This is a genomic window from Streptococcus bovismuti, assembly GCF_042436615.2.
Classification (GTDB): domain Bacteria; phylum Bacillota; class Bacilli; order Lactobacillales; family Streptococcaceae; genus Streptococcus.
In genome coordinates this window covers 112,083-130,870 of sequence record NZ_JBHMFR020000004.1, presented here as the reverse complement: position 1 = coordinate 130,870, position 18,788 = coordinate 112,083, and the positions used below count along the sequence as shown (strand labels likewise).

At 40.2% G+C, this 18,788-nt stretch carries 15 protein-coding genes; 1 reads left to right on the top strand and 14 read right to left on the bottom strand.

Features of this window, described 5'->3' with window-relative positions:
* The 11 genes from ACERDH_RS05955 to ACERDH_RS05905 all read right to left on the bottom strand — a co-directional run.
* On the bottom strand, positions 1 to 4,964 hold a 4,964-nt coding region (locus ACERDH_RS05955; protein WP_386684619.1), incomplete at its 3' end, for a YSIRK-type signal peptide-containing protein.
* Between the two features lie 570 nt (positions 4,965 to 5,534).
* Positions 5,535 to 6,224, bottom strand: coding sequence for a 50S ribosomal protein L1 (gene rplA / locus ACERDH_RS05950; protein WP_001085675.1), 690 nt, complete (start codon positions 6,222 to 6,224; stop codon positions 5,535 to 5,537).
* 206 nt (positions 6,225 to 6,430) lie between these two features.
* Positions 6,431 to 6,856: a 50S ribosomal protein L11 gene (gene rplK / locus ACERDH_RS05945; RefSeq protein WP_001085806.1), complete on the bottom strand. Its 426-nt coding sequence runs from the start codon at positions 6,854 to 6,856 to the stop codon at positions 6,431 to 6,433.
* A 122-nt stretch (positions 6,857 to 6,978) separates the two neighbouring features.
* Positions 6,979 to 7,695, bottom strand: a complete 717-nt coding sequence (gene ldcB, locus ACERDH_RS05940) for an LD-carboxypeptidase LdcB/DacB (protein WP_386684565.1) — start codon at positions 7,693 to 7,695, stop codon at positions 6,979 to 6,981.
* Positions 7,696 to 7,697: 2 nt separating this feature from the next.
* Complete coding sequence (locus ACERDH_RS05935; protein WP_386684562.1) at positions 7,698 to 8,168, bottom strand: HIT family protein; 471 nt, start codon at positions 8,166 to 8,168, stop codon at positions 7,698 to 7,700.
* Position 8,169: 1 nt separating this feature from the next.
* Positions 8,170 to 9,207: a M42 family metallopeptidase gene (locus ACERDH_RS05930; protein WP_386684559.1), complete on the bottom strand. Its 1,038-nt coding sequence runs from the start codon at positions 9,205 to 9,207 to the stop codon at positions 8,170 to 8,172.
* Between the two features lie 97 nt (positions 9,208 to 9,304).
* On the bottom strand, positions 9,305 to 10,630 hold the full coding sequence (gene brnQ, locus ACERDH_RS05925; RefSeq protein WP_001074583.1) for a branched-chain amino acid transport system II carrier protein: 1,326 nt from the start codon (positions 10,628 to 10,630) through the stop codon (positions 9,305 to 9,307).
* A gap of 170 nt (positions 10,631 to 10,800) precedes the next feature.
* A complete protein-coding gene (locus ACERDH_RS05920; protein ID WP_386684556.1) occupies positions 10,801 to 11,088 on the bottom strand; it encodes a rhodanese-like domain-containing protein in 288 nt (95 codons plus the stop codon).
* Positions 11,085 to 11,675 (bottom strand): uracil-DNA glycosylase family protein, encoded by a 591-nt coding sequence (locus ACERDH_RS05915; RefSeq protein ID WP_386684553.1) that lies wholly within the window; start codon positions 11,673 to 11,675, stop codon positions 11,085 to 11,087. Before ACERDH_RS05915 ends, ACERDH_RS05920 begins: the two co-directional genes overlap by 4 nt.
* A gap of 53 nt (positions 11,676 to 11,728) precedes the next feature.
* The gene (pepV, locus tag ACERDH_RS05910) at positions 11,729 to 13,129 is read right to left on the bottom strand and encodes a dipeptidase PepV (RefSeq protein WP_386684550.1); all 1,401 of its coding nucleotides are present in this window, start codon (positions 13,127 to 13,129) and stop codon (positions 11,729 to 11,731) included.
* A gap of 13 nt (positions 13,130 to 13,142) precedes the next feature.
* Entirely contained in the window at positions 13,143 to 13,748 is a 606-nt protein-coding gene (locus ACERDH_RS05905; RefSeq protein WP_000670185.1) for a nitroreductase family protein, read from the bottom strand.
* A gap of 169 nt (positions 13,749 to 13,917) precedes the next feature.
* On the opposite strand from ACERDH_RS05905, the gene ACERDH_RS05900 reads away from it, so the two are divergent.
* A complete protein-coding gene (locus ACERDH_RS05900; protein WP_386684546.1) occupies positions 13,918 to 14,718 on the top strand; it encodes an amino acid ABC transporter substrate-binding protein in 801 nt (266 codons plus the stop codon).
* A 173-nt stretch (positions 14,719 to 14,891) separates the two neighbouring features.
* Here ACERDH_RS05900 and uvrC read toward each other — a convergent pair whose 3' ends face one another.
* The 3 genes from uvrC to ACERDH_RS05885 all read right to left on the bottom strand — a co-directional run bounded on the left by uvrC (position 14,892) and on the right by ACERDH_RS05885 (position 18,784).
* Positions 14,892 to 16,733 (bottom strand): excinuclease ABC subunit UvrC, encoded by a 1,842-nt coding sequence (gene uvrC, locus ACERDH_RS05895; RefSeq protein WP_386684543.1) that lies wholly within the window; start codon positions 16,731 to 16,733, stop codon positions 14,892 to 14,894.
* A 38-nt stretch (positions 16,734 to 16,771) separates the two neighbouring features.
* Positions 16,772 to 17,473, bottom strand: coding sequence for a M57 family metalloprotease (locus ACERDH_RS05890; RefSeq protein ID WP_049509485.1), 702 nt, complete (start codon positions 17,471 to 17,473; stop codon positions 16,772 to 16,774).
* A gap of 78 nt (positions 17,474 to 17,551) precedes the next feature.
* Complete coding sequence (locus ACERDH_RS05885) at positions 17,552 to 18,784, bottom strand: aminoacyltransferase (protein ID WP_203212859.1); 1,233 nt, start codon at positions 18,782 to 18,784, stop codon at positions 17,552 to 17,554.
* Positions 18,785 to 18,788 lie beyond the last annotated feature (4 nt).

Here is an 18,788-nt window from a genome sequence, read left to right as displayed (position 1 = left end):
CCATCTTTAAGAGCTGGCATTGTGGTTACTTCATTACCACTTGGGTCTACCAATTTAACAGTTGTCTTATCAATTGGCGCTACTTCATCACCTTGTTTGAACATTGACTCTGTTTCCTGAGTTTGTGGTTGACCTTGTTTTCCAGTTGTTTCTTTTGGTTCTGCTGTTGGTACTACTGGGGTTACTGTTGGGGTGTAAGTTGTTTCTACCTTAGTTCCGTTAGTATCCTTCGCTACAACCTTAGCTGGATCTGGTGTGCCTGTGAAGTCTTTGTTTGGTTGGAATGTGATTACTCCTGTTGTTGGATCAATTGTGTAGGTTCCAACTTCTTTACCATCTTTAAGAGCTGGCATTGTGGTTACTTCATTACCACTTGGGTCTACCAATTTAACAGTTGTCTTATCAATTGGCGCTACTTCATCACCTTGTTTGAACATTGACTCTGTGTCTTGAGTTTGTGGTTGACCTTGCTTACCAGTTGTTTCTTTTGGTTCTGCTGTTGGTGTTACTGGTGTTACTGTTGGAGTGTAAGTAGCTGTTGCTGGTGTTCCATTCTTATCTTTAACTTCAACAGTTGCTGGATCTGGTGTACCAACAAAGTCTTTGTTTGGTTTAAACGTTACAACACCTGTTAATGGATCAATTACGTATTTACCAACTTCTTTTCCATCTTTTGTTGCTGGAATTTCTGTTGACTCGACCGGTTGTCCATTTACTACGAATTTAGCTGGTTGCTCTTCGTTGATTGTAATTGGAGCAGTTTCATCACCTTGTGTAAACTTAGGCGTTCCTGTTTGTTCTTGACCTTGTTTACCAGTTGAAGTTACGTCTTCTCCTGTTGGTGTTACTGGGGTTACTTTTGGAGTATATGCCCCTTTTGAAGTAACCGGAACTTTGTTTCCTTCTGAGTCAGTTGCTGTTACTGATACTTGTACATTAACACCTTTAGCTTTTCCTGTAAATGTTGGAAGTGGTTCAAATGTTACGACACCTGTAGTTGGATCGATTGAGTATGTTCCTTCTCCATCAACCACCACTTTACCTTCAGTATTAGCTCCTTCTAATGAGTATGCTGCTGTTGTCCAGTCAACGTTTGTTCCATCTGGAGTGTTAGTTGTTGTATTTAAATCAGAGAAACGATCTTTTCCTGATTTAGATGTTTGAGTTTGACCTTGTTTTCCTGTAGTTTCATCTGCTGATGGTTGAACTCCATATACAGTAGGTGTATATGTATTTTCTGTCGCTACTGTTACTGGGTTTCCTGATTCATCGTTGAATGTTACATTCGCTGAAACTTTCATCGGTGTAGCTGTTCCTACAAATCCTTCTACTGGAGTGAATGTTACTTCACCTGTCGTTGGGTCTACAGTGTATGTTCCTTGATCAGTTGTTACTGAAGAAACTTTATTTCCTGTCGTTGGATCTACTAGTTTGTAATCTGATACTGTAGTTCCTTCTTTTCCATCATTGAAATTGTCGGCCATTGAGTCAGTTTGTTTCTGACCTTGAGCTCCTGATGATTTCTCAGGTTCAGTTACTACAATGTAGTAAGTTGTCTCTGCTACTGCATCTTCTGTAACTTCACCAGTATCTGTTCCATCTACTGTTGGAGTTGTTACAACACCGTTTGAGTCTACTGCTCTTGCTGTTACCTTGTAACGTCCTTTTTGAGATAATACATAAGCGTTAGCTTTAGCTAAGTTTGCTTCTGCTGCTGTTTTAAGAGCTGCACGCGCTGTTTCTACCGCTTTTTCAGCTTCTAAAGCTTCTTGACGAGATGTATTAACTGCTGTATCACGAGTTGTTACCGTTCCTTTCGCAGCTTCAATATCCGCTTCAAGTTTCGCTTTAATTTCTTTTGCTATTTCCAGTGTTTTCTGAGCCATTTGTTGGGCTGTTGGCGAAATCGTACGTAATTTTAAGTTATCTAATGCTACTTGAGCATCTTCTACAGCTCTTGTTTGACGATCTAATCTTTCTTGTAAGCTTGCTAAATCATTTTGAGCATCTTGTTTATCTTTAACCGCTTGTGCTGCTGCTTTAGTTTTAACTGCCGCTGTACGTTGAGCTTGAATGTAAGCTGTTTCTTCTGCTTGAGCGCCATCAAAAGTAGTTACTGTACCGTCTGGTGCAGTTGCTGTTACTTTTGTTTTGATAGTATCAGAATCTGTTGCTGATGTTTTATCATCGATTGTATCTGTGAATGCTACATTTGCTTTAGTAGATTTAATTAAGTCTACTGATGTACCTTTTGTTTCTGAATAACTTGTTGAAGTCCCTGTTGGTTTATCATTTTGAATTGATGCTAAGTCTGTTCCTACTGCTTCACGATAAGCTATATATCCGCTAAATCCTGAAGTTGTTGAAACTTTCCATCCCGCATTCGATTTAGTAGCTGTCACCGTAGACCCATCAGATGCACTCCATTGATCAGATGCAGAATCATAACTTACTTTAATAGTTCGCCCTTGAGTTGAAGAAGTTTGATCATTCGGTAATAATGTTTCTGTTCGGAACACATCACCTACAGCTGTTACTTCACCATTTGTACGAATTTCAGCAATCTTATCAGCTAGACTTGTCGCTGTAGATTTAGCATTCCATGTACGTGTAAATTCGTAAACAAATAACTTAACATCACCGTTAGCTTGTGCTTCTGTATATACACGTCTTTCTGTAAGAATTGAATTATCTCCACTTTCTTCAAGTTGATATGCATCTTCATTTGGAAGTGTATATTTACCTGTCGCACGGTTAAATGTCGCTGTATATTCTTTGTTGTTATGATCTTTAACAGTTACCGTCTCACGTTGTAAGTGTGCTTGTACTTTATCAGTTGTTGCTTTAGCCGCAATACTATCAACACCAACGTATTTTGTAGATTCCGGAGTCACTGTTAAGTTAATAGTTGATTCTCCTGAAGCCGCAACTGCTCCTAATACCGCGCCTTCTTGAACTGCTGTATTTGTAGTACCTGCTGCAACTGTCCAGTTACCATCTTTAGCTACAAGTTTTGTAACTGTGCCATCTGGCATTGTGATTTCTGCTTTGTTAGCTCCATTTGAAATTGTAACTGGTACACTTGTTGCATATGCTTCAACATTCTTAACAGTAATCTTAGGTGCTACTGCGATTGTGATATTTTCATGAGCTTCTTGACCATTCATGTTCCATGCAGAAGCTGAGTTATAGTCTTTCGCCATAGCTGCTACAGTAAAGATTCCTGCTTCTGTTGGTTTACCTGTGATTAAACCTGTTTCTGGTGCATAAGTTAACCCCGGAATAGTATCATCAAGAGATACAGGTTTTTCACCATTTTTACCTAAAGTCTTACCATTTAATGTTGTATAAGCAGTAACTGTTTGAGGATTATTCATTGATTTAACAGTTGTTCCATCAGCTGCCACAAATTCTGCTTTTTTAGCAGTTGAACTTGGAGCAGTTTTTGATCCAGCTACAAACTTAGAGCCATCTTCACGTTGATAGTTTGCTCGTGTATCTCTATTTACTCCATCATTATCTACATATTGTAGACTATGGCTTACATCTTCCCCAATAGTAACCATTGTTGAAACACCTTGAATTCTAGGTGCTGTTGAATCTTGCCAACCAATCCAACCAGCTTGTAGGTCACGGAAGTACACTTTTTGCTCAGTATCACCTTTTGCTACAGTTAATTCATAACGGAAGTCGTACACCCCATTCTGGATATTGGCTCCGATATAACCTTCTACAGTATCCGAATTTGCGTTATAGCCTAAACCTGGCGGCAAGTTCATTGGAGTGACTTTCTTGATAGTATAGCCTGCTGTTTTTGCTGCATCGTTTAACTCGAAACGTTTTGTTACATCTTTTAGATAAACATAGTGGTTACCTTGTTCATATGTGTATCCATAAATTTCTGTTGCTAGATATTCATAAGCTCCACCTGATCCATATGGGTTAGTATTATTATTTTGACCACTTGCACGAAGCTTATTATTCCACATCGCTGCTTCACGTCCAAGTTTTTGTGCTTCTGTTTTTGATAACGGAAGGTCAGTACGTGCTCCAGTACCAGGTTGTGGGTTGTTTTTAGCAACTTCTTCTGTGTTTTCTGATTGGAATCCTTTTACATAAATTCTATATGCAGCATTGCTATCTAATTCTTTATACGTTTTACCAGTAGCTGTTGCAAACTCACCGTTTTCTTTTCTAAGTTCGGTAGATGCTAGTGTATACCCTTCATTAGCTGAACGTAGGTTTGAACCTTCTACTAGTTCTTTACCGTTACGCTCATCTTTTGAACCTGTGTTTTCGATAGCGTTTGAGTCAGATTTTTTCTCTGTATTTTCCGCTTTCTTTCCGACAGTTTCTTTACCATTGGTAGTATCTACTGCTGGTGTTTCTTTCTTTTCTACTGGTTTATTTTTTAATTTTGAGTTAACAGTTGTAACAAGTTTGTTGTAGGCAGCCTTCAATTCATCTTGGCTTGTAGCATTTGAAAGAGCTGTCTTAGCTGCTTCCAAGTCAGCATTCAAAAGAGCCAAACTTTCGTCTGTCTTGTTTGCATATTTTCCAGAAGCGAGTTTCCCAGCTACTTCATTAACATAAGATTCAAGCTGAGACTTGTCTAGTTTAGGAGCAGCTTCTTCTTTTGTAACTTCTTCAGTTTTTTGTACTTCTTCCTTTTTAGACTCTTCTACTTTAGGAGTCGCTGCTTCAGGTTTAGCTTCTTCTTTAACTTCCTTATTGTCTACTACAGGAGTTACAACTTTATCCTGATTATCTTCAGTATTAGCTGATACTACAGCTACATCAGAACCATTCCCATTAACTGCTGTTTCTGAGGCTGATACTGCACCATTTCCAAGGAACATCAAACCAGCCGCAATCGCTACTGATGCTGCTCCAAAGCTATACTTACGAATTCCATAACGGATGTATTTTTCTACTCTAAAATCTTGTTGTTGCTTGCCTTTCATCGAGACTAACAACCTCCTTTTATTTTCATCATGTTTATAGATATAGTAAAAATTAAAACCTCTTCATATCATTCATCAATGAAGGAATTGCTCAAGTACTATATTTTTCCGAAACATGTATATTCATTCTATCACATTAGCTAGATATATTCAATTCATTTGCTTGAAAAATAACATGAAAATTTCAATTTTTATCTATGTCATTCTCTAAAAAATAGTAAAAATTGTCTGAATTATATAAAATAATCTACATTTTTTAGCTTTTTCCACTATTTTTTGACATTTCAACACATTTTCGAATCTGCTTTCTCTGTATAAATGTATATTATTTTGAATTAAATTTTATTTCTATATATTTTATTTTTTGTATATTTATTAATTAAATCCGTTTGATTTTTTTCATGAATCTTTTAACATATGTATTTTAACATTTAAAAGTATATTTGAATGCTAATCTCAGCTAAATACATTTAGAATTTCTGATTTAGCTGTTAAAAATTCTCATTTAAAGTTGGGTAAGAGCAAAAAAAACGAGCACTTTTGTACTCGTTCTCTGATATAAACTACTGATTAAAGTGAGTTTACGTCAACTTTGATACCAACACCTTGAGTAGTTGTGATAGTCAAGTTTGTTACGTAAGTTCCTTTAGCTGTAGCTGGTTTTGCTTTTTGGATTGTTTCGTTGAAAGCTTTGAAGTTTTCAACCAATTTTTCAGCTTCAAATGATACTTTACCGATGATTGCTTGAACGTTACCTGCACGGTCAGCACGGTAAGTGATTTTACCACCTTTAGACTCTTCAACCGCTTTAGCAACATCCATTGTTACAGTACCAGTTTTAGGGTTTGGCATCAAGTTACGTGGTCCAAGGACACGTCCAAGACGTCCAACAAGAGCCATCATGTCAGGTGTAGCGATAACTACGTCGAAGTCCAACCAACCGTCGTTGATTTTAGCAACAAGGTCATCTTCACCAACAAAGTCTGCACCAGCAGCTTTTGCTTCTTCAGCTTTTGCACCACGTGCGAAAACAAGAACGCGTGAAGTTTTACCTGTACCGTTTGGCAATACCATTGCTCCACGGATTTGTTGGTCAGCTTTTTTAACGTCGATGTTCAAGTTGTAAGCAACTTCTACAGTTGCGTCAAATTTTGCAAAGTTAGTTTCTTTTGCAAGTGCTACAGCTTCTTCTACGCTGTATGCTTTTGTGCTGTCGATTTTCTCAAGAGCAGCACGAAGTTGTTTGCTTTTTTTAGCCATTTTCTATTCTCCTTGTAAGTGGTTCAATCGATTTTCATCTCCCACGTCACTCCTCGAAATGATGAAGTCTTGCGGGTTTTCAGTCTATTAGATTCTTTTCCTACGTCGTTAAGTTCCCTTGCTGTACCCAAGTACAAGCATCAGTCACTTGCCTAGTATGAAAAGCAACTAATAGACTGCTGTGAGATTTTCTACTGTGTTATTGATTAGTCAACAACAGTGAATCCCATAGAACGAGCAGTACCTTCGATCATACGCATTGCAGACTCAATGTTTGCTGCGTTCAAATCTGGCATCTTAGTTTCTGCAATTTCTTGTACTTGTGCACGAGTAACTGTAGCAACTTTAGTTTTGTTAGGTGTACCTGATCCTTTTTCAACACCTGCAGCTTTTTTCAAAAGAACAGCAGCTGGTGGTGTTTTAGTGATGAAAGTAAATGATTTATCTTCGTAAACTGAGATAACAACTGGAATGATCATACCAGCTTGGTCAGCTGTACGAGCGTTGAACTCTTTTGTGAATCCCATGATGTTGATACCAGCTTGACCAAGAGCAGGTCCAACCGGTGGAGCTGGTGTAGCTTTACCAGCAGGGATTTGCAATTTTACAAGTTTTTCGACTTTTTTAGCCATTTTTAAATCCTCCTTTGTGGTTTTGGCGGTAATTAAAGATTTTTACCTCCCACAAGTATGCTTTACACATACTCATCTATTATACACTATTTATCTGAAATTGCAAGAGAAAAGTTTCTTTTTTAATCGACGTAATCTCCGCCTTCAAAGCCGTAGTATTCTTCCAAACTGAGACCACTTGCAGCAATTTCTTTAGCTTCTTTTCCGACATAACGAAGGTGCCATTCTTCAGCCATGTAGCCTGTTTCCTTTTCCTTACCTTTAAGATAACGGACAACAAATCCATAATCAGCTGCATGGTCCAAAAGCCATTGGGCTGCTTTTTCTTCTGTTACCAAATCTCCATTCGTCCCAATCACATCAAAGGCCAAGCCTGTTTGGTGTTCGCTATAGCCAGGTCGAGCAGAATAACGGTCAGCTGCTGCCTTCCCATCTTGGTTGACATAATCTTGATAGAGCTTGGTCTGAGTTTCATAACTTCTAAAACCACTGTAATGATCACTAATCGGGAATCCTGCTTCTTGCATTGCTTTGATGAGTTTGAGCAATTCTGCCTTGGCTGTCGGATTTTCCCCTGGATTGTAGTCTTTTGACAAAGGATAATGTTTATTCGCTACGATGATTTCATCGTATTTCCCTTGGATGCTGTAGTAGTCACCTTTATTAACCACTTCTGCTTTTTTCTGGGCAGCTCCTTGAGCCTTACTTCCAACTGTCCCATCAGCCTTGGCTGTTTGTTCTGTCTTAGCTGCGCCATCTTCATTTTTTGCTTTTTCTTGTGAACAAGCTGCTAAACTCAAGGCTAGCAAGGCTGTTAAGACAAGGTATCTTTTTTTCATTTTTACTCCTTTATTTCTAATAGTTTATCTAGTTCTAATGATAAACGTTTGACTAATCTTTTAATCTCATCCGGTTTTGCTTGGCAGGTTTCTGAGGTCATTTCTTCAAAGGGAACCCACCAGACTGGTCCACGTCCCTTGAGACCGTGGCCATTCATATCACCTGTCCGTCTAGGAAACAGATGCCAATGAAGATGGGCATCACCATTTCCTAGCAGTTCGATATTCATTTTCTCAGCAGCAAAGGCCTTAGCAACTGCCTCTTGGACCACACTCATTTCTTCTAGAAAACGGAGTTTCGTTTCCTTTTCTAAATGATGCAATTCGGTGACGTGTTCCTTGGCTAGAAAGAGACTATAGCCTGCAAAATACTGGTGGTCTCCAATCACAAGATAGCCTGTTTCCAACTCTTTGACAAAGTAGGGATTTTCCCCAACTTTAATGAGCTCAATTCTCTGGCAAATAAGGCACATATTAGTCTACCAATGCACTCTTAAGATAAGCATCAACCATGCGCTCTGTTGCGACTACTGAGTCAATATGAGTACGCTCATAAGAATGACTAGACTCGATACCAGCACCAAGGAGGGCATGTTTGACCTCTGCACCTGCAGACATAGCCGCTGAAGCGTCCGAACCATAAAATGGATAGATATCCAGCTTAAATGGAATATCTTGTTCTTTCGCCAAGGCCACCAAGTGTTGACGGAAGTCATAGTGATAAGGCCCTGAAGCATCCTTAACACAGATAGAAACTGTGTACTCATCTGTTTGCTGATCATCTCCCATGGCTCCCATATCCACAGCCAGATATTCGACTACCTGAGCAGGAATATTAGAGTTAGCACCGTGTCCCACTTCTTCAAAGACTGAAAAAGCAAAATGGGTTGTTACTGGCAATTCAATCTTCTCTTCCTTATAAACGCGAAGCAGATTAAGCAAGATCGCTGCGCTCACCTTATCATCCAAATGACGAGACTTGATAAAACCTGTCTCTGTCACGACAGTTCGTGGGTCAAAGCTGATAAAATCACCGACCTCAATCCCCAAGGCACGAGTTTCTTTTTCATTCCTTACTTTTGCATCCAAACGTACTTCCATATTGTCTTGCGTGCGTTCTGCAGTTCCTGCATCCTTATAGACATGGCAAGAAGTTTGGTGGATAAGGATAGTTCCTGATACTTTTTGTCCTGTGCTAGCTACGTGAACGGTACAGTTTTCTCCTTCAATCATGTTCCAAGGAAAACCACCGATACGGTCCAATTTGAGACGACCATCTGCTTTGACAGCACGGACAATAGCACCAAGCGTATCTACATGGGCAGTCACATAGCGGTGTTGCTCATCGTTTTGACCTTTAATGGTTACATTGACACCACCCTTAGCTGTACGAACCGGCTGGTAACCAAAACCTTCTAGAGTCTTGACTAAATAGTCCGAAATCTCCCGAGTGAAGCCCGTTGGCGATACAATAGCTGTCAGTTCTTTGATATATTCTACTGTTTGATTCATTTCTTCACCTCTTTTGCTACCTATTATAACACATTTATCATCGGATAAAAAAAGAAAATCACTCCTGTAGACTTGACTACAAAAGTGATTTTAATGATTATTCCATTTCAAAAACATCGCTTTCTTGCTTGTTTGGTAGAACCAATGAGAGCAAGATTCCGACAATGGCTGGAACCAACCATGGGAGTGATGCCTTAGCAAAAGGAAGAGCGTTGACAAGATTTGCAAGAAACTCAACCTTAAATGAGCTTCCTAATACGCTTGCAATGGCAATAGCTGTAACAACAGCAATTGTCAACTGCATACCTGGTTTTGAAAGAGCCACGAATTTGTTGACAATGACGATCATGACGATGGCAATCGTGATTGGGTACAAGATAACCAGTACAGGGATTGAGTACTTGATAATCGCATCAAGTCCCAAATTAGCAATGGCAAAACCAATCAAGGTAAAGGCTGTCGCATAAACCTTGTAGCTGATTTGTGGGAAGCGCTCATTAAAGAACTCAGCTGTTGACACAATTAAACCAACCGTTGTTGTGAAGCAGGTTACGGTAACCATAGCTGCAAGGAAGAGTTGAGCTGTTGAACCAAAGATTTCTTGAGTAGCTTGTGACAAGATGTAAACACCTGGTGTTCCACCCTTCATCGCTTCAGCTGGTACTGGGAAATGATTTCCAAGGAAACCTAAACCGATATAAAGAGCGCTGAAGGCAAGGGCAACAACGATACCAACCACCCAAATAGTTGAAATGTATTCTTTCTTACTTGAGAATCCAAGTTGTTTCAAGGTTTGAACTGCGATTACACTGAAGGCAACTGAGGCAAGGGCATCCAAAGTATTATAACCTTCTAGGAATCCTGTACCAAAGGCAGAAGCTTGATAAGCAGCTGAAGCAGCTTGAGGACTTGTTCCACCATATTTGATAGCTCCTAGAACAACTAAGATAACGATCAAAATCGCAAAGACTGGCGTTAAGATACGGCCGATACGGTCCAAGATTTTTGATGGATTAAGCGAAATTAGATACGCTGCTGCAAAGTAAAGAACCGTAAAGACAATCAAGCCAAGACCTTTATTTGCATCCGACAAAAGGGGGCTAATCCCTACTTCGTAAGCCGTTGTAGCTGTACGTGGGATAGCAAAGAATGGACCGATTGACAAGTAAAGAACTGAGAGGTAAAGAGTCGCAAACCAAGGCGCTATCTTTGTTGAAATCTCGTAGATATATCCTTTAGGATTTAGTGTTCCAATAATAAGAGTCAAGACGGCGATACCGACGCCTGAAAAGACAAAACCTGCGATGGCAGGAAGAAAATGTTCTCCAGATAGAGCACCCAGAGAAGGCGGAAAAATCAAGTTTCCCGCACCAAAAAATATTCCAAACAGGAGTAAACCTGTTAGGGCACCTTTTTTAGCCATGAAAATCTCCTTCATATTTATAAAATACTGACCTAGTATATCATGAATAGGAGTATGAAAAAAGCTTCACGAAGTAAATATTGAATGTTTTCAAGATTCTTAAAAATGAGAATTATCTAAAAATAAAATTCTCCTACCCAGTCCACACCAAGTAGGAGAAATGCAAATTTTTAAAGTTCTTCAAAGGCCATCATGCCACCTTGGACATTGATAACTTCATAACCTTGTTCTGATAAGAATTGGCAAGCACGCGCCGATCTCATCCCAGATTTACAAATGACATAATGCAACTGGTTCTTGTCCAACTGATCATAGCTATCAGCTAATTGACTCAGCGGTAGGTTGTGGGCGCCTTCTAAATGAAGAGCTTCAAACTCTTCCACTTCTCTCACATCGACTAAAGAAAGTTGGTCGTTTTGGTAAAGCTGGTAAAATGCGTCAAAGGAAATTTCTTTCATTCTTTTTCTCCTAAAATAGTTTTAATTCTTTTTTTCAAATCTGGCACCACTTCTGACTCAAACCAAGGATTTTTGGCCATCCAGATTTGATTGCGTGGTGATGGGTGTACAAGTGGAAAATAGGTTGGTAAGTACTTCTGGTAATGTTTTACCCGTTCTGTCACCTTGCCACTAATTTTTTCCTGTAGATAGTAGGCTTGAGCATATTGCCCAATCAAGAGGGTTAGCTGAATATCGGGCAATTCTTTCAAGAGCTGAGGATGCCATTTTTCAGCAAAGCCAGTTCGCGGTGGCAGGTCACCTGACTTGCCATGCCCTGGAAAGTAGAAATCCATAGGTAAAACCGCAAAATATCCTGAATTGTAAAAGGTATCTTCATCCACACCTAGCCAGTCTCTCAGGCGGTCACCACTTTTGTCCTTCCAGTAAAGGCCTGCTTCTTGGGTTTTAAGTCCCGGTGCCTGACCGATGATATTGATGCGAGCAGTCTTTGGCGCTGCAAAGAGAGGCTCGATGCCACGTTCGGTATAGCTGGCATTCTGCGGATCCGCCATGATAGCCTGTTTGATTCTTTCAATTTGAGACATCTACTTTCCCTCCAAAAAGAAGTCCAAGCATAACATCTCAGACTTCTATCATTTTATTTGATCAATTCGTAAATAGCTTCGGCATAGATTGCTGCTGCTCGGAAGAGATCGTCCAAGGCGATAAATTCATTGGCTTGGTGCATGGTGTCAATTGAGTCTGGGAACATAGCACCATAGGCAACACCTCGTTCTAGCAAGCGACCAAAGGTTCCACCACCGATGACTTGCTCGTGACCTTTAAGACCAGTTTGTTTTTCATAGACATTCAACAAGGTTTGCACAAGTGGATCTTCCATTGGCACATAGTGAGGCGTGTGACCGTGTTCAGAAAGGCTAACAGAAGCAACTGGCAAGTTTTCAAGGATTGACTTGATTTGTTCTGGACTTGTTCCTTTTGGATAGCGGATGTTAAGGGCAATGGTATTGTCAGCGCCTGTTTCGTCAAAGCGGAAGACACCGGCATTCATAGAAAGAGCACCCATCTTTTCATCCACATGAGCAATCTTGAGATTTTCACCCTCATGGTCGTTCAAGAGAATTTTACCAGCGATGTCAAGGTAGTCTTTGGCTGGACCAGCAAAGTCAAACTGGCTAAGGAAGAGGGCTAGGTAAGTCGCACCATTGACACCTGAAGCAGGCATAGCACCATGGGCTGATTTCCCAATGATGGTAACCTTGTACTGACCGTTTTCTTCTTGAATTTCTCCTCTGAGTTTGTGTTCTGCAACAAAAGTATCTAATTTCCCTTGCAAGTCAGCCAAATCACCTGAAACGACTGCTGTTGCTGATTCTGGTACCATGTTTTCACGCAAACCACCTGTAAAGCTATGAAGACGGGCAGCACCTGCATTTTCTCCTGCAAAGTGGAGGTATTCTGTGATGTTACCTTTTTCACCGTTGATGATAGGGAATTCAGCATCTGGAGAGAAACCGAAGTCTGGTTTTGCAAGTCCTACGTGCTCGAAGTAGTAGTCCATATCTGCCCAGCCTGATTCTTCGTCTGTTCCGACGATGAAACGAACCTTCTTAGAAGTTGGAAGCCCCAATTCTTTGATGATTTTCAAACCATAGTAACAAGCTGTTGTAGGACCCTTGTCATCTGAAGCACCACGCGCATAGAGGCGACCGTCTTTGATAGTTGGTATGTAAGGATCTGTATCCCAACCGCTACCAGCTGGCACCACATCCATATGGGCAAAGATTCCAAGAACTTCTTCTCCTTCACCAAACTCAAAATGTCCTGCGTAGTTATCAACATTTTTAGTTGGGTAGCCATCGCGGTCTGCGATTTCAAGGAATTTTTCCAAGGCTTTTACCGGCCCAGGTCCAAATGGATGCTCAGCATCAACCTTGCTGTCATCTCGTTCTGAGTTGATTTCTAAAAGGCTAAACAAGTCAGCCAAGAGGTCTTCTTTGCGTTTTTCTACTTCTGCTGTAAAATCAATTGCTGTCATTTTTTTCTTCTTTCTATCTTTTCTCGATGATTTCATCTACTGGCAAGCGGTAACTTGGTTCCAATTTTTCGTCTGTGTATCCCACTGTAATCAAAAGTTCTGGGCGGAAGCGGTCTTCGATATCCAAAACTTCATTGACTTTTGATTTGTCAAATCCAAGGATCAAATTTGATCCGATTCCTTGGTCTGTAAGAGCCAAAACCAAGTTCATAGCAACCAAACCTGCATTGAGGGCTAGGTAGTCGCTGACTTGTTGTTCATTGTAACGGGCAAATTCAGCAGGCAAATTCTTCATAAAATATTGAAGTTGCTCTTCTGAGAAATTGTTAGCACCACCAACTCGGGCAATCTTACGAGCACGTTTAGCCAAATCTGTGTCTGTAAATAAGGCAATAGTTACAGGCGCTGATGATACCTGTTCAAAGTTTGAACCGTAAGCCAATTTTGCTAGTTCTGCATTTTTCTCACGCACCACTACAAATTTCCAAGGCTGGCTGTTGTGGGCACTTGGTGCCAAGGTTGCAATTTCGATAGCCGTACGCACATCTTTTGGATCAACAGGTTTATCAGTGAACTGCTTGGTCGCATGACGTTTTTTATTTAATTCAAGAAATTTCATAATCGATTTCCTTTTCTAATTCTACTGCTTCCATTCTACCATAATTTGAAAGAGCTTGCAGAGATTTTTCATGATTAAGTTTTTTATCACAATCATAAAAAATATATATTGGTTCATCAAGACAGTTTCTGATAAACTAGCAAGTACTTTACATTTGAATGGAGATATTATGAAAAAATTTAGCCTATTATTAGCCATCCTACCATTTTTGGTTGCCTGTGGAAATCAAGCCACACCTAAAGAGACCAGCTATCAAAAGACAATCGTCGTTGCTACAGCTGGCGATGTGCCACCATTTGACTACGAAGACAAGGGAAATCTGACAGGTTTCGACATCGAAGTTCTAAAAGCAGTTGATGAAAAACTCAGCGACTACGAGATTCAATTTCAAAGAACTGCCTGGGAGAGTATCTTCCCAGGACTTGATTCTGGTCACTATCAGGCTGCGGCAAATAACTTGAGTTACACAAAAGAGCGTGCTGAAAAATACCTCTACTCACTTCCAATTTCAAACAATCCCCTCGTCCTCGTCAGCAACAAGAAAAATCCTTTGACTTCACTTGACCAAATCGCTGGTAAAACAACGCAAGAGGATACCGGAACTTCAAACGCTCAATTCATCAATAACTGGAATCAGAAACACACTGACAATCCTGCTACGATTGATTTTTCTGGTGAAGATATCGGTAAACGAATCCTAGACCTCTCTAACGGTGAATTTGATTTCCTCGTTTTTGACAAGGTATCCGTTCAAAAGATTATCAAGGACCGTGGCTTGGACCTTTCTGTGGTTGACTTGCCTTCTGCCGATAGCCCCAGCAACTATATCGTTTTCTCAAGCGACCAAAAAGAGTTTAAAGAGCAATTTGATAAAGCACTCAAAGAACTCTATCAAGATGGAACACTTGAAAAACTCAGCAATACCTATCTAGGTGGTTCTTACCTTCCAGATCAATCTCAGTTACAATAATACTCTTCGAAAATCTCTTCAAACCACGTCAGCTTCGCCTTGCCGTACTCAAGTACTGCCTACGGCTTGCTTCCTAGTTTGCTCTTTGATTTTCATTGAGTATAAGATATATTAAAAACGATTGGGCCAGCCAATCGTTTTTAGTTTGCACAATTCTATGAAGCAAGTTTTCTTTAATCATGTCCTGTATCCGTTTGGTAATCTACTCTTTCTTCCGCCACTTGAGCTAATTCCACTTCTTCCTGCGGGTTCAATTTTCTTTGCACAGTCTCTGCTACTGCTCTAGGCACTCCAACTTCGACAATCTCATCCACACTGGCTTCCTTGATTTTGGCCAGAGACTTGAAATGCTTCATGAGATTCTGCTTGCGTTTAGGTCCTAGCCCTTCAATTCCATCCAGTTGTGATGAAAAGGAATTTTTGGAGCGCAGTTGGCGGTGGAAAGTAATGGCAAAGCGGTGGACCTCATCTTGGATACGTTGGAGCAGGAAAAATTCCTGAGAATTGCGAGACAACTCCACCACCTCAAGCGGATCTCCAAAGAGCAATTCATGGGTTTGGTGCTTATCATTCTTTTGCAAACCTGCAATGGGGATATCCAAGCCCAGTTCCTCTTGGATGACCTGCTTGGCGATATTGACTTGACCTTGCCCCCCATCAATGACAATCAAATCTGGAGGAGTCAAACCGTCACGCTGTACTCGACCATAGCGCCTGCGAATGACCTCTCGCATACTAGCATAGTCGTCTGGCCCGACTACGGTCTTTATTTTATACTTACGGTAATCTTTTTTACTTGGTTTGCCGTTAACAAAGACCACCATGGCTGAAACAGGACTGGTCCCCATGATGTTGGAGTTATCGAAGGACTCGATGCGGACTGGGGTCGGTATTTGGAGCAAACGTCCTAGATTTTCAATAGCCCCCTGTGTTTTTTCGACAGATTTCTCTAGCAGGTTAAATTTCTGCTCTAGGCTGACTCGAGCATTCTTTATAGCCAGATTGACCAGTTGCTTTTTCTCTCCACGCTGGGGTTTGACAATCTTGGTGTCTACCAAAGCCTTTACAGCTTCTTCGTCAATATCCTGCGGAATCAGTACCTCATTGGGAACTAGATGAGATTTTTCTTGATAGAATTGTCCTACATAGGTTAGAAAGTCCTCATCCGGATCATTATAATAGGGGAAAAGATTGACATCGCGCTCAATAAGCTTGCCCTGACGAACAAAGAAAACCTGGACACACATCCATCCCTTGTCCACATAGTAGCCAAAGACATCCCGATTTTGGAGATCCTTAGCCATGACCCGTTGCTTGGTTCGAAGCGTTCCAATAGCCTGAATTAGGTCACGGTATTCCGCCGCACGTTCAAACTCCATATTTTGTGCTGCAACTGACATTTTACTCTTGAGGTCATCAATGATTTTGTCATCTTGCCCTTTTAGGAAATCAGAAACCTCCTGAGCCATGGACTTGAAATAGGCCTCATCCTTCTTACAGATGGTATGAGCCATGCATTGGCCGATATGATAGTAAAAACAAACCTTAGAGGGCGGATTTGTACACTTCCGAAAAGGGAAAATCCGATCCAGCAACCTCTTGATTTCATTGGCTGCCCCCACATCTGGATAAGGTCCAAAGTAGAGACCTCCGTCCTTTTTGACCTGACGGGTGATAATCAAACGAGGATAGCGTTCATTGGTGATTTTGATGAAGGGATAAGACTTATCATCCTTGAGCATGATATTGTACTTGGGCTTGTTTTCCTTAATCAGGTTGATTTCTAGGAGAAGTGCCTCAATATTAGACTCAGTAACGATAAATTCAAAATCTACAATTTCAGACACCAAGGCCTCTGTTTTGGTATCATGACTTCCACGGAAATAAGACCTCACGCGGTTACGCAGATTTTTAGCCTTTCCTACATAGATAATGGTGCCGTTTTTATCCTTGTGAATGTAACAACCAGGGCTGGTCGGCAAGAGCTCTAATTTTGATTTAATCAAGTTATTCATAGTTCCATTATAGCAAAAAAGTAGGGAAAGTTAGTCCCCTACTCATTGGTCTCATATAATTTTCGAAGTCTTTCAACATCCTCTTTCTGGATACCATAAAAGGAACCTGCTGGTTGCATGACAGACTTTTCATCTGTATGGTCCAAGCCAATCGCATGCCCCAACTCATGTTCTGCCGTATGGACAATGCGCTCATATGAATAGCCATAGTTAGGATTGGACAGATAATAGTGATTCAACCGCACCGTTACGGATAAAAATTGCCCTGTTAAGAGATTGGTCTGACTTTCTGCCTCTCCTGCCACAGGAGTACCTCCGTCATTCATCTCAGTAGCCAAGATATCCGCCGTGCTGGCCTCAGTCACCAGTTCAAACTTAAAAGCACCAGTTTGATTCCAATTCTGGATTGCTTCTACATAAGCCTCTTGAAAGCGTGAATCCATCTGGGGATCTAGGTAAATACGAGCAGAAGCCTGCGGCCACCTTCCTTCAGAGTGTTGGTGGCTATCTGTCTGATTCAACTTAGGCAGTTGCCCTGTTTTTTCCCATTGGTCGATACTTTGTTGACCAATCTTTACTGACCGTTCTGCTTGCTTTAGCGCTCCTTGAAAATCCCCGTTCAGATACCAGAGAAGACCGAAAGCAAGAGCACATAAGAACACGACTATCCAAACTAGACGCCAAAACAAACGCCACACAAAAGAAAAGAAAGCCCCTATCAAACGAAAAATCCAGCGCATGTCCCTCCACCTTTCTAGCAAATAAAAGCTATTTTACTAAAACAAGCTGAAAGAAACCTAAAGACCGATTTTCTTATCTTAGCGTCCTAATATTTTTTTAAGTAACTGAATAGCTTTATATTTTATGGGAGATGGATAATAACGGAAAGTTCCTGCTTTACGTACAATATAACCATTAAAATTTTGTTTAAAACGTAAAACACCATCACTACCATCAAAAATCCCTTGAATACCTAGGAAGTTGTATTTAGGTATCCCACGTTTTATGCTTTCCAACATAACATATTTCTGAAGCAAAGCTGGTGCATAAAATTTATTAAACTCAGTATAGGAACCACTAAAAAGATAGGTCGTTTCTTGAGGGATATAAATAAATAAACTACCTGCTAAGACAAGATCTTTCTCTCCATATTTTTCAATCAACTCTCGTGCTTCTGCTTTTCGAACTTCAAAGCTTTCATACTGCCTAGCCAATTCTTTGTGTTCTTTTTTCTTTTGTGCAGAATCTGGATATTGTTCTAATAAGAGTAGTGAGGTAGCTATTTTTTCAGATAATTCTTTTTGCTTATGTATTAAATTTTGTATATATTCTCCTAAATTTAGATTAGCAATTACAAACTCCGCTTGTTCTCCAAATGAATCATAAAAGTGCTCATAATATTCTAAACTTTTATCACTATATTCTCTACGTTCAGAGGTTTCTTTTGTTATATTCTTAAAAATCGAAAGTTCTTCACGGTTTAATTTTTTCAACTGAATACCAAATGTATCAGCCTTTTTCACCAAAGGTTTCCCCTTTTTACTAAAACTGTTAATCAAGGTCTTTTCAGTTAGCTCATTCAAATCTTTACAATATAACCAATCCGGTTCTCCACCTGGGTAACCTGTTTTTAAACCATCAAATTGATAACCCAAATCAGTCAAACCTTGAATAATACTTTTTTTCTCAGCATCTATTGGATTACCATCACTATCAAAAGTTTGGTAAGTTTCATAAGGTTTTACAATTAGCTCTAATGCACCATTCTGCTTAGCATATTCTTTTAACTCCGCATAAAAAACTGGCAGGGATTCTTTTCTCGTATAAATAGGCCCCGAATTGAGCTCCATATGCAAACCACCTAACATAGGTAAGCTATAAACCAGAGCTGCAACTTGAATCTCTCCTTCTTGTTTCAAAGCAAGGTAAACAATTCGAGCCCCTCTTTTTTCTAATAAGTCCCCCATCTGGACAGATTGCATAAAAGAACGAGAAGAAACCTGATCAGAATAAGTACGAAACTCTTCTTTCGTGAGTGTAGTTAGTGCCATATAC

What these genes read in the sequence shown, in the direction of transcription:
- ACERDH_RS05900 (WP_386684546.1), top strand. Translation starts at nt 13,918, where the DNA reads ATGAAAAAATTTAGCCTATTATTAGCCATCCTACCATTTTTGGTTGCC.
- pepV (WP_386684550.1), bottom strand. Translation starts at nt 13,129, where the DNA reads ATGACAGCAATTGATTTTACAGCAGAAGTAGAAAAACGCAAAGAAGAC.
- brnQ (WP_001074583.1), bottom strand. Translation starts at nt 10,630, where the DNA reads ATGGCTAAAAAAGGTGCCCTAACAGGTTTACTCCTGTTTGGAATATTT.
- ACERDH_RS05915 (WP_386684553.1), bottom strand. Translation starts at nt 11,675, where the DNA reads ATGTCTCAAATTGAAAGAATCAAACAGGCTATCATGGCGGATCCGCAG.
- ACERDH_RS05905 (WP_000670185.1), bottom strand. Translation starts at nt 13,748, where the DNA reads ATGAAATTTCTTGAATTAAATAAAAAACGTCATGCGACCAAGCAGTTC.
- ACERDH_RS05935 (WP_386684562.1), bottom strand. Translation starts at nt 8,168, where the DNA reads ATGTGCCTTATTTGCCAGAGAATTGAGCTCATTAAAGTTGGGGAAAAT.
- ldcB (WP_386684565.1), bottom strand. Translation starts at nt 7,695, where the DNA reads ATGAAAAAAAGATACCTTGTCTTAACAGCCTTGCTAGCCTTGAGTTTA.
- ACERDH_RS05890 (WP_049509485.1), bottom strand. Translation starts at nt 17,473, where the DNA reads ATGCGCTGGATTTTTCGTTTGATAGGGGCTTTCTTTTCTTTTGTGTGG.
- ACERDH_RS05920 (WP_386684556.1), bottom strand. Translation starts at nt 11,088, where the DNA reads ATGAAAGAAATTTCCTTTGACGCATTTTACCAGCTTTACCAAAACGAC.
- ACERDH_RS05885 (WP_203212859.1), bottom strand. Translation starts at nt 18,784, where the DNA reads ATGGCACTAACTACACTCACGAAAGAAGAGTTTCGTACTTATTCTGAT.
- uvrC (WP_386684543.1), bottom strand. Translation starts at nt 16,733, where the DNA reads ATGAATAACTTGATTAAATCAAAATTAGAGCTCTTGCCGACCAGCCCT.
- ACERDH_RS05930 (WP_386684559.1), bottom strand. Translation starts at nt 9,207, where the DNA reads ATGAATCAAACAGTAGAATATATCAAAGAACTGACAGCTATTGTATCG.
- rplK (WP_001085806.1), bottom strand. Translation starts at nt 6,856, where the DNA reads ATGGCTAAAAAAGTCGAAAAACTTGTAAAATTGCAAATCCCTGCTGGT.
- rplA (WP_001085675.1), bottom strand. Translation starts at nt 6,224, where the DNA reads ATGGCTAAAAAAAGCAAACAACTTCGTGCTGCTCTTGAGAAAATCGAC.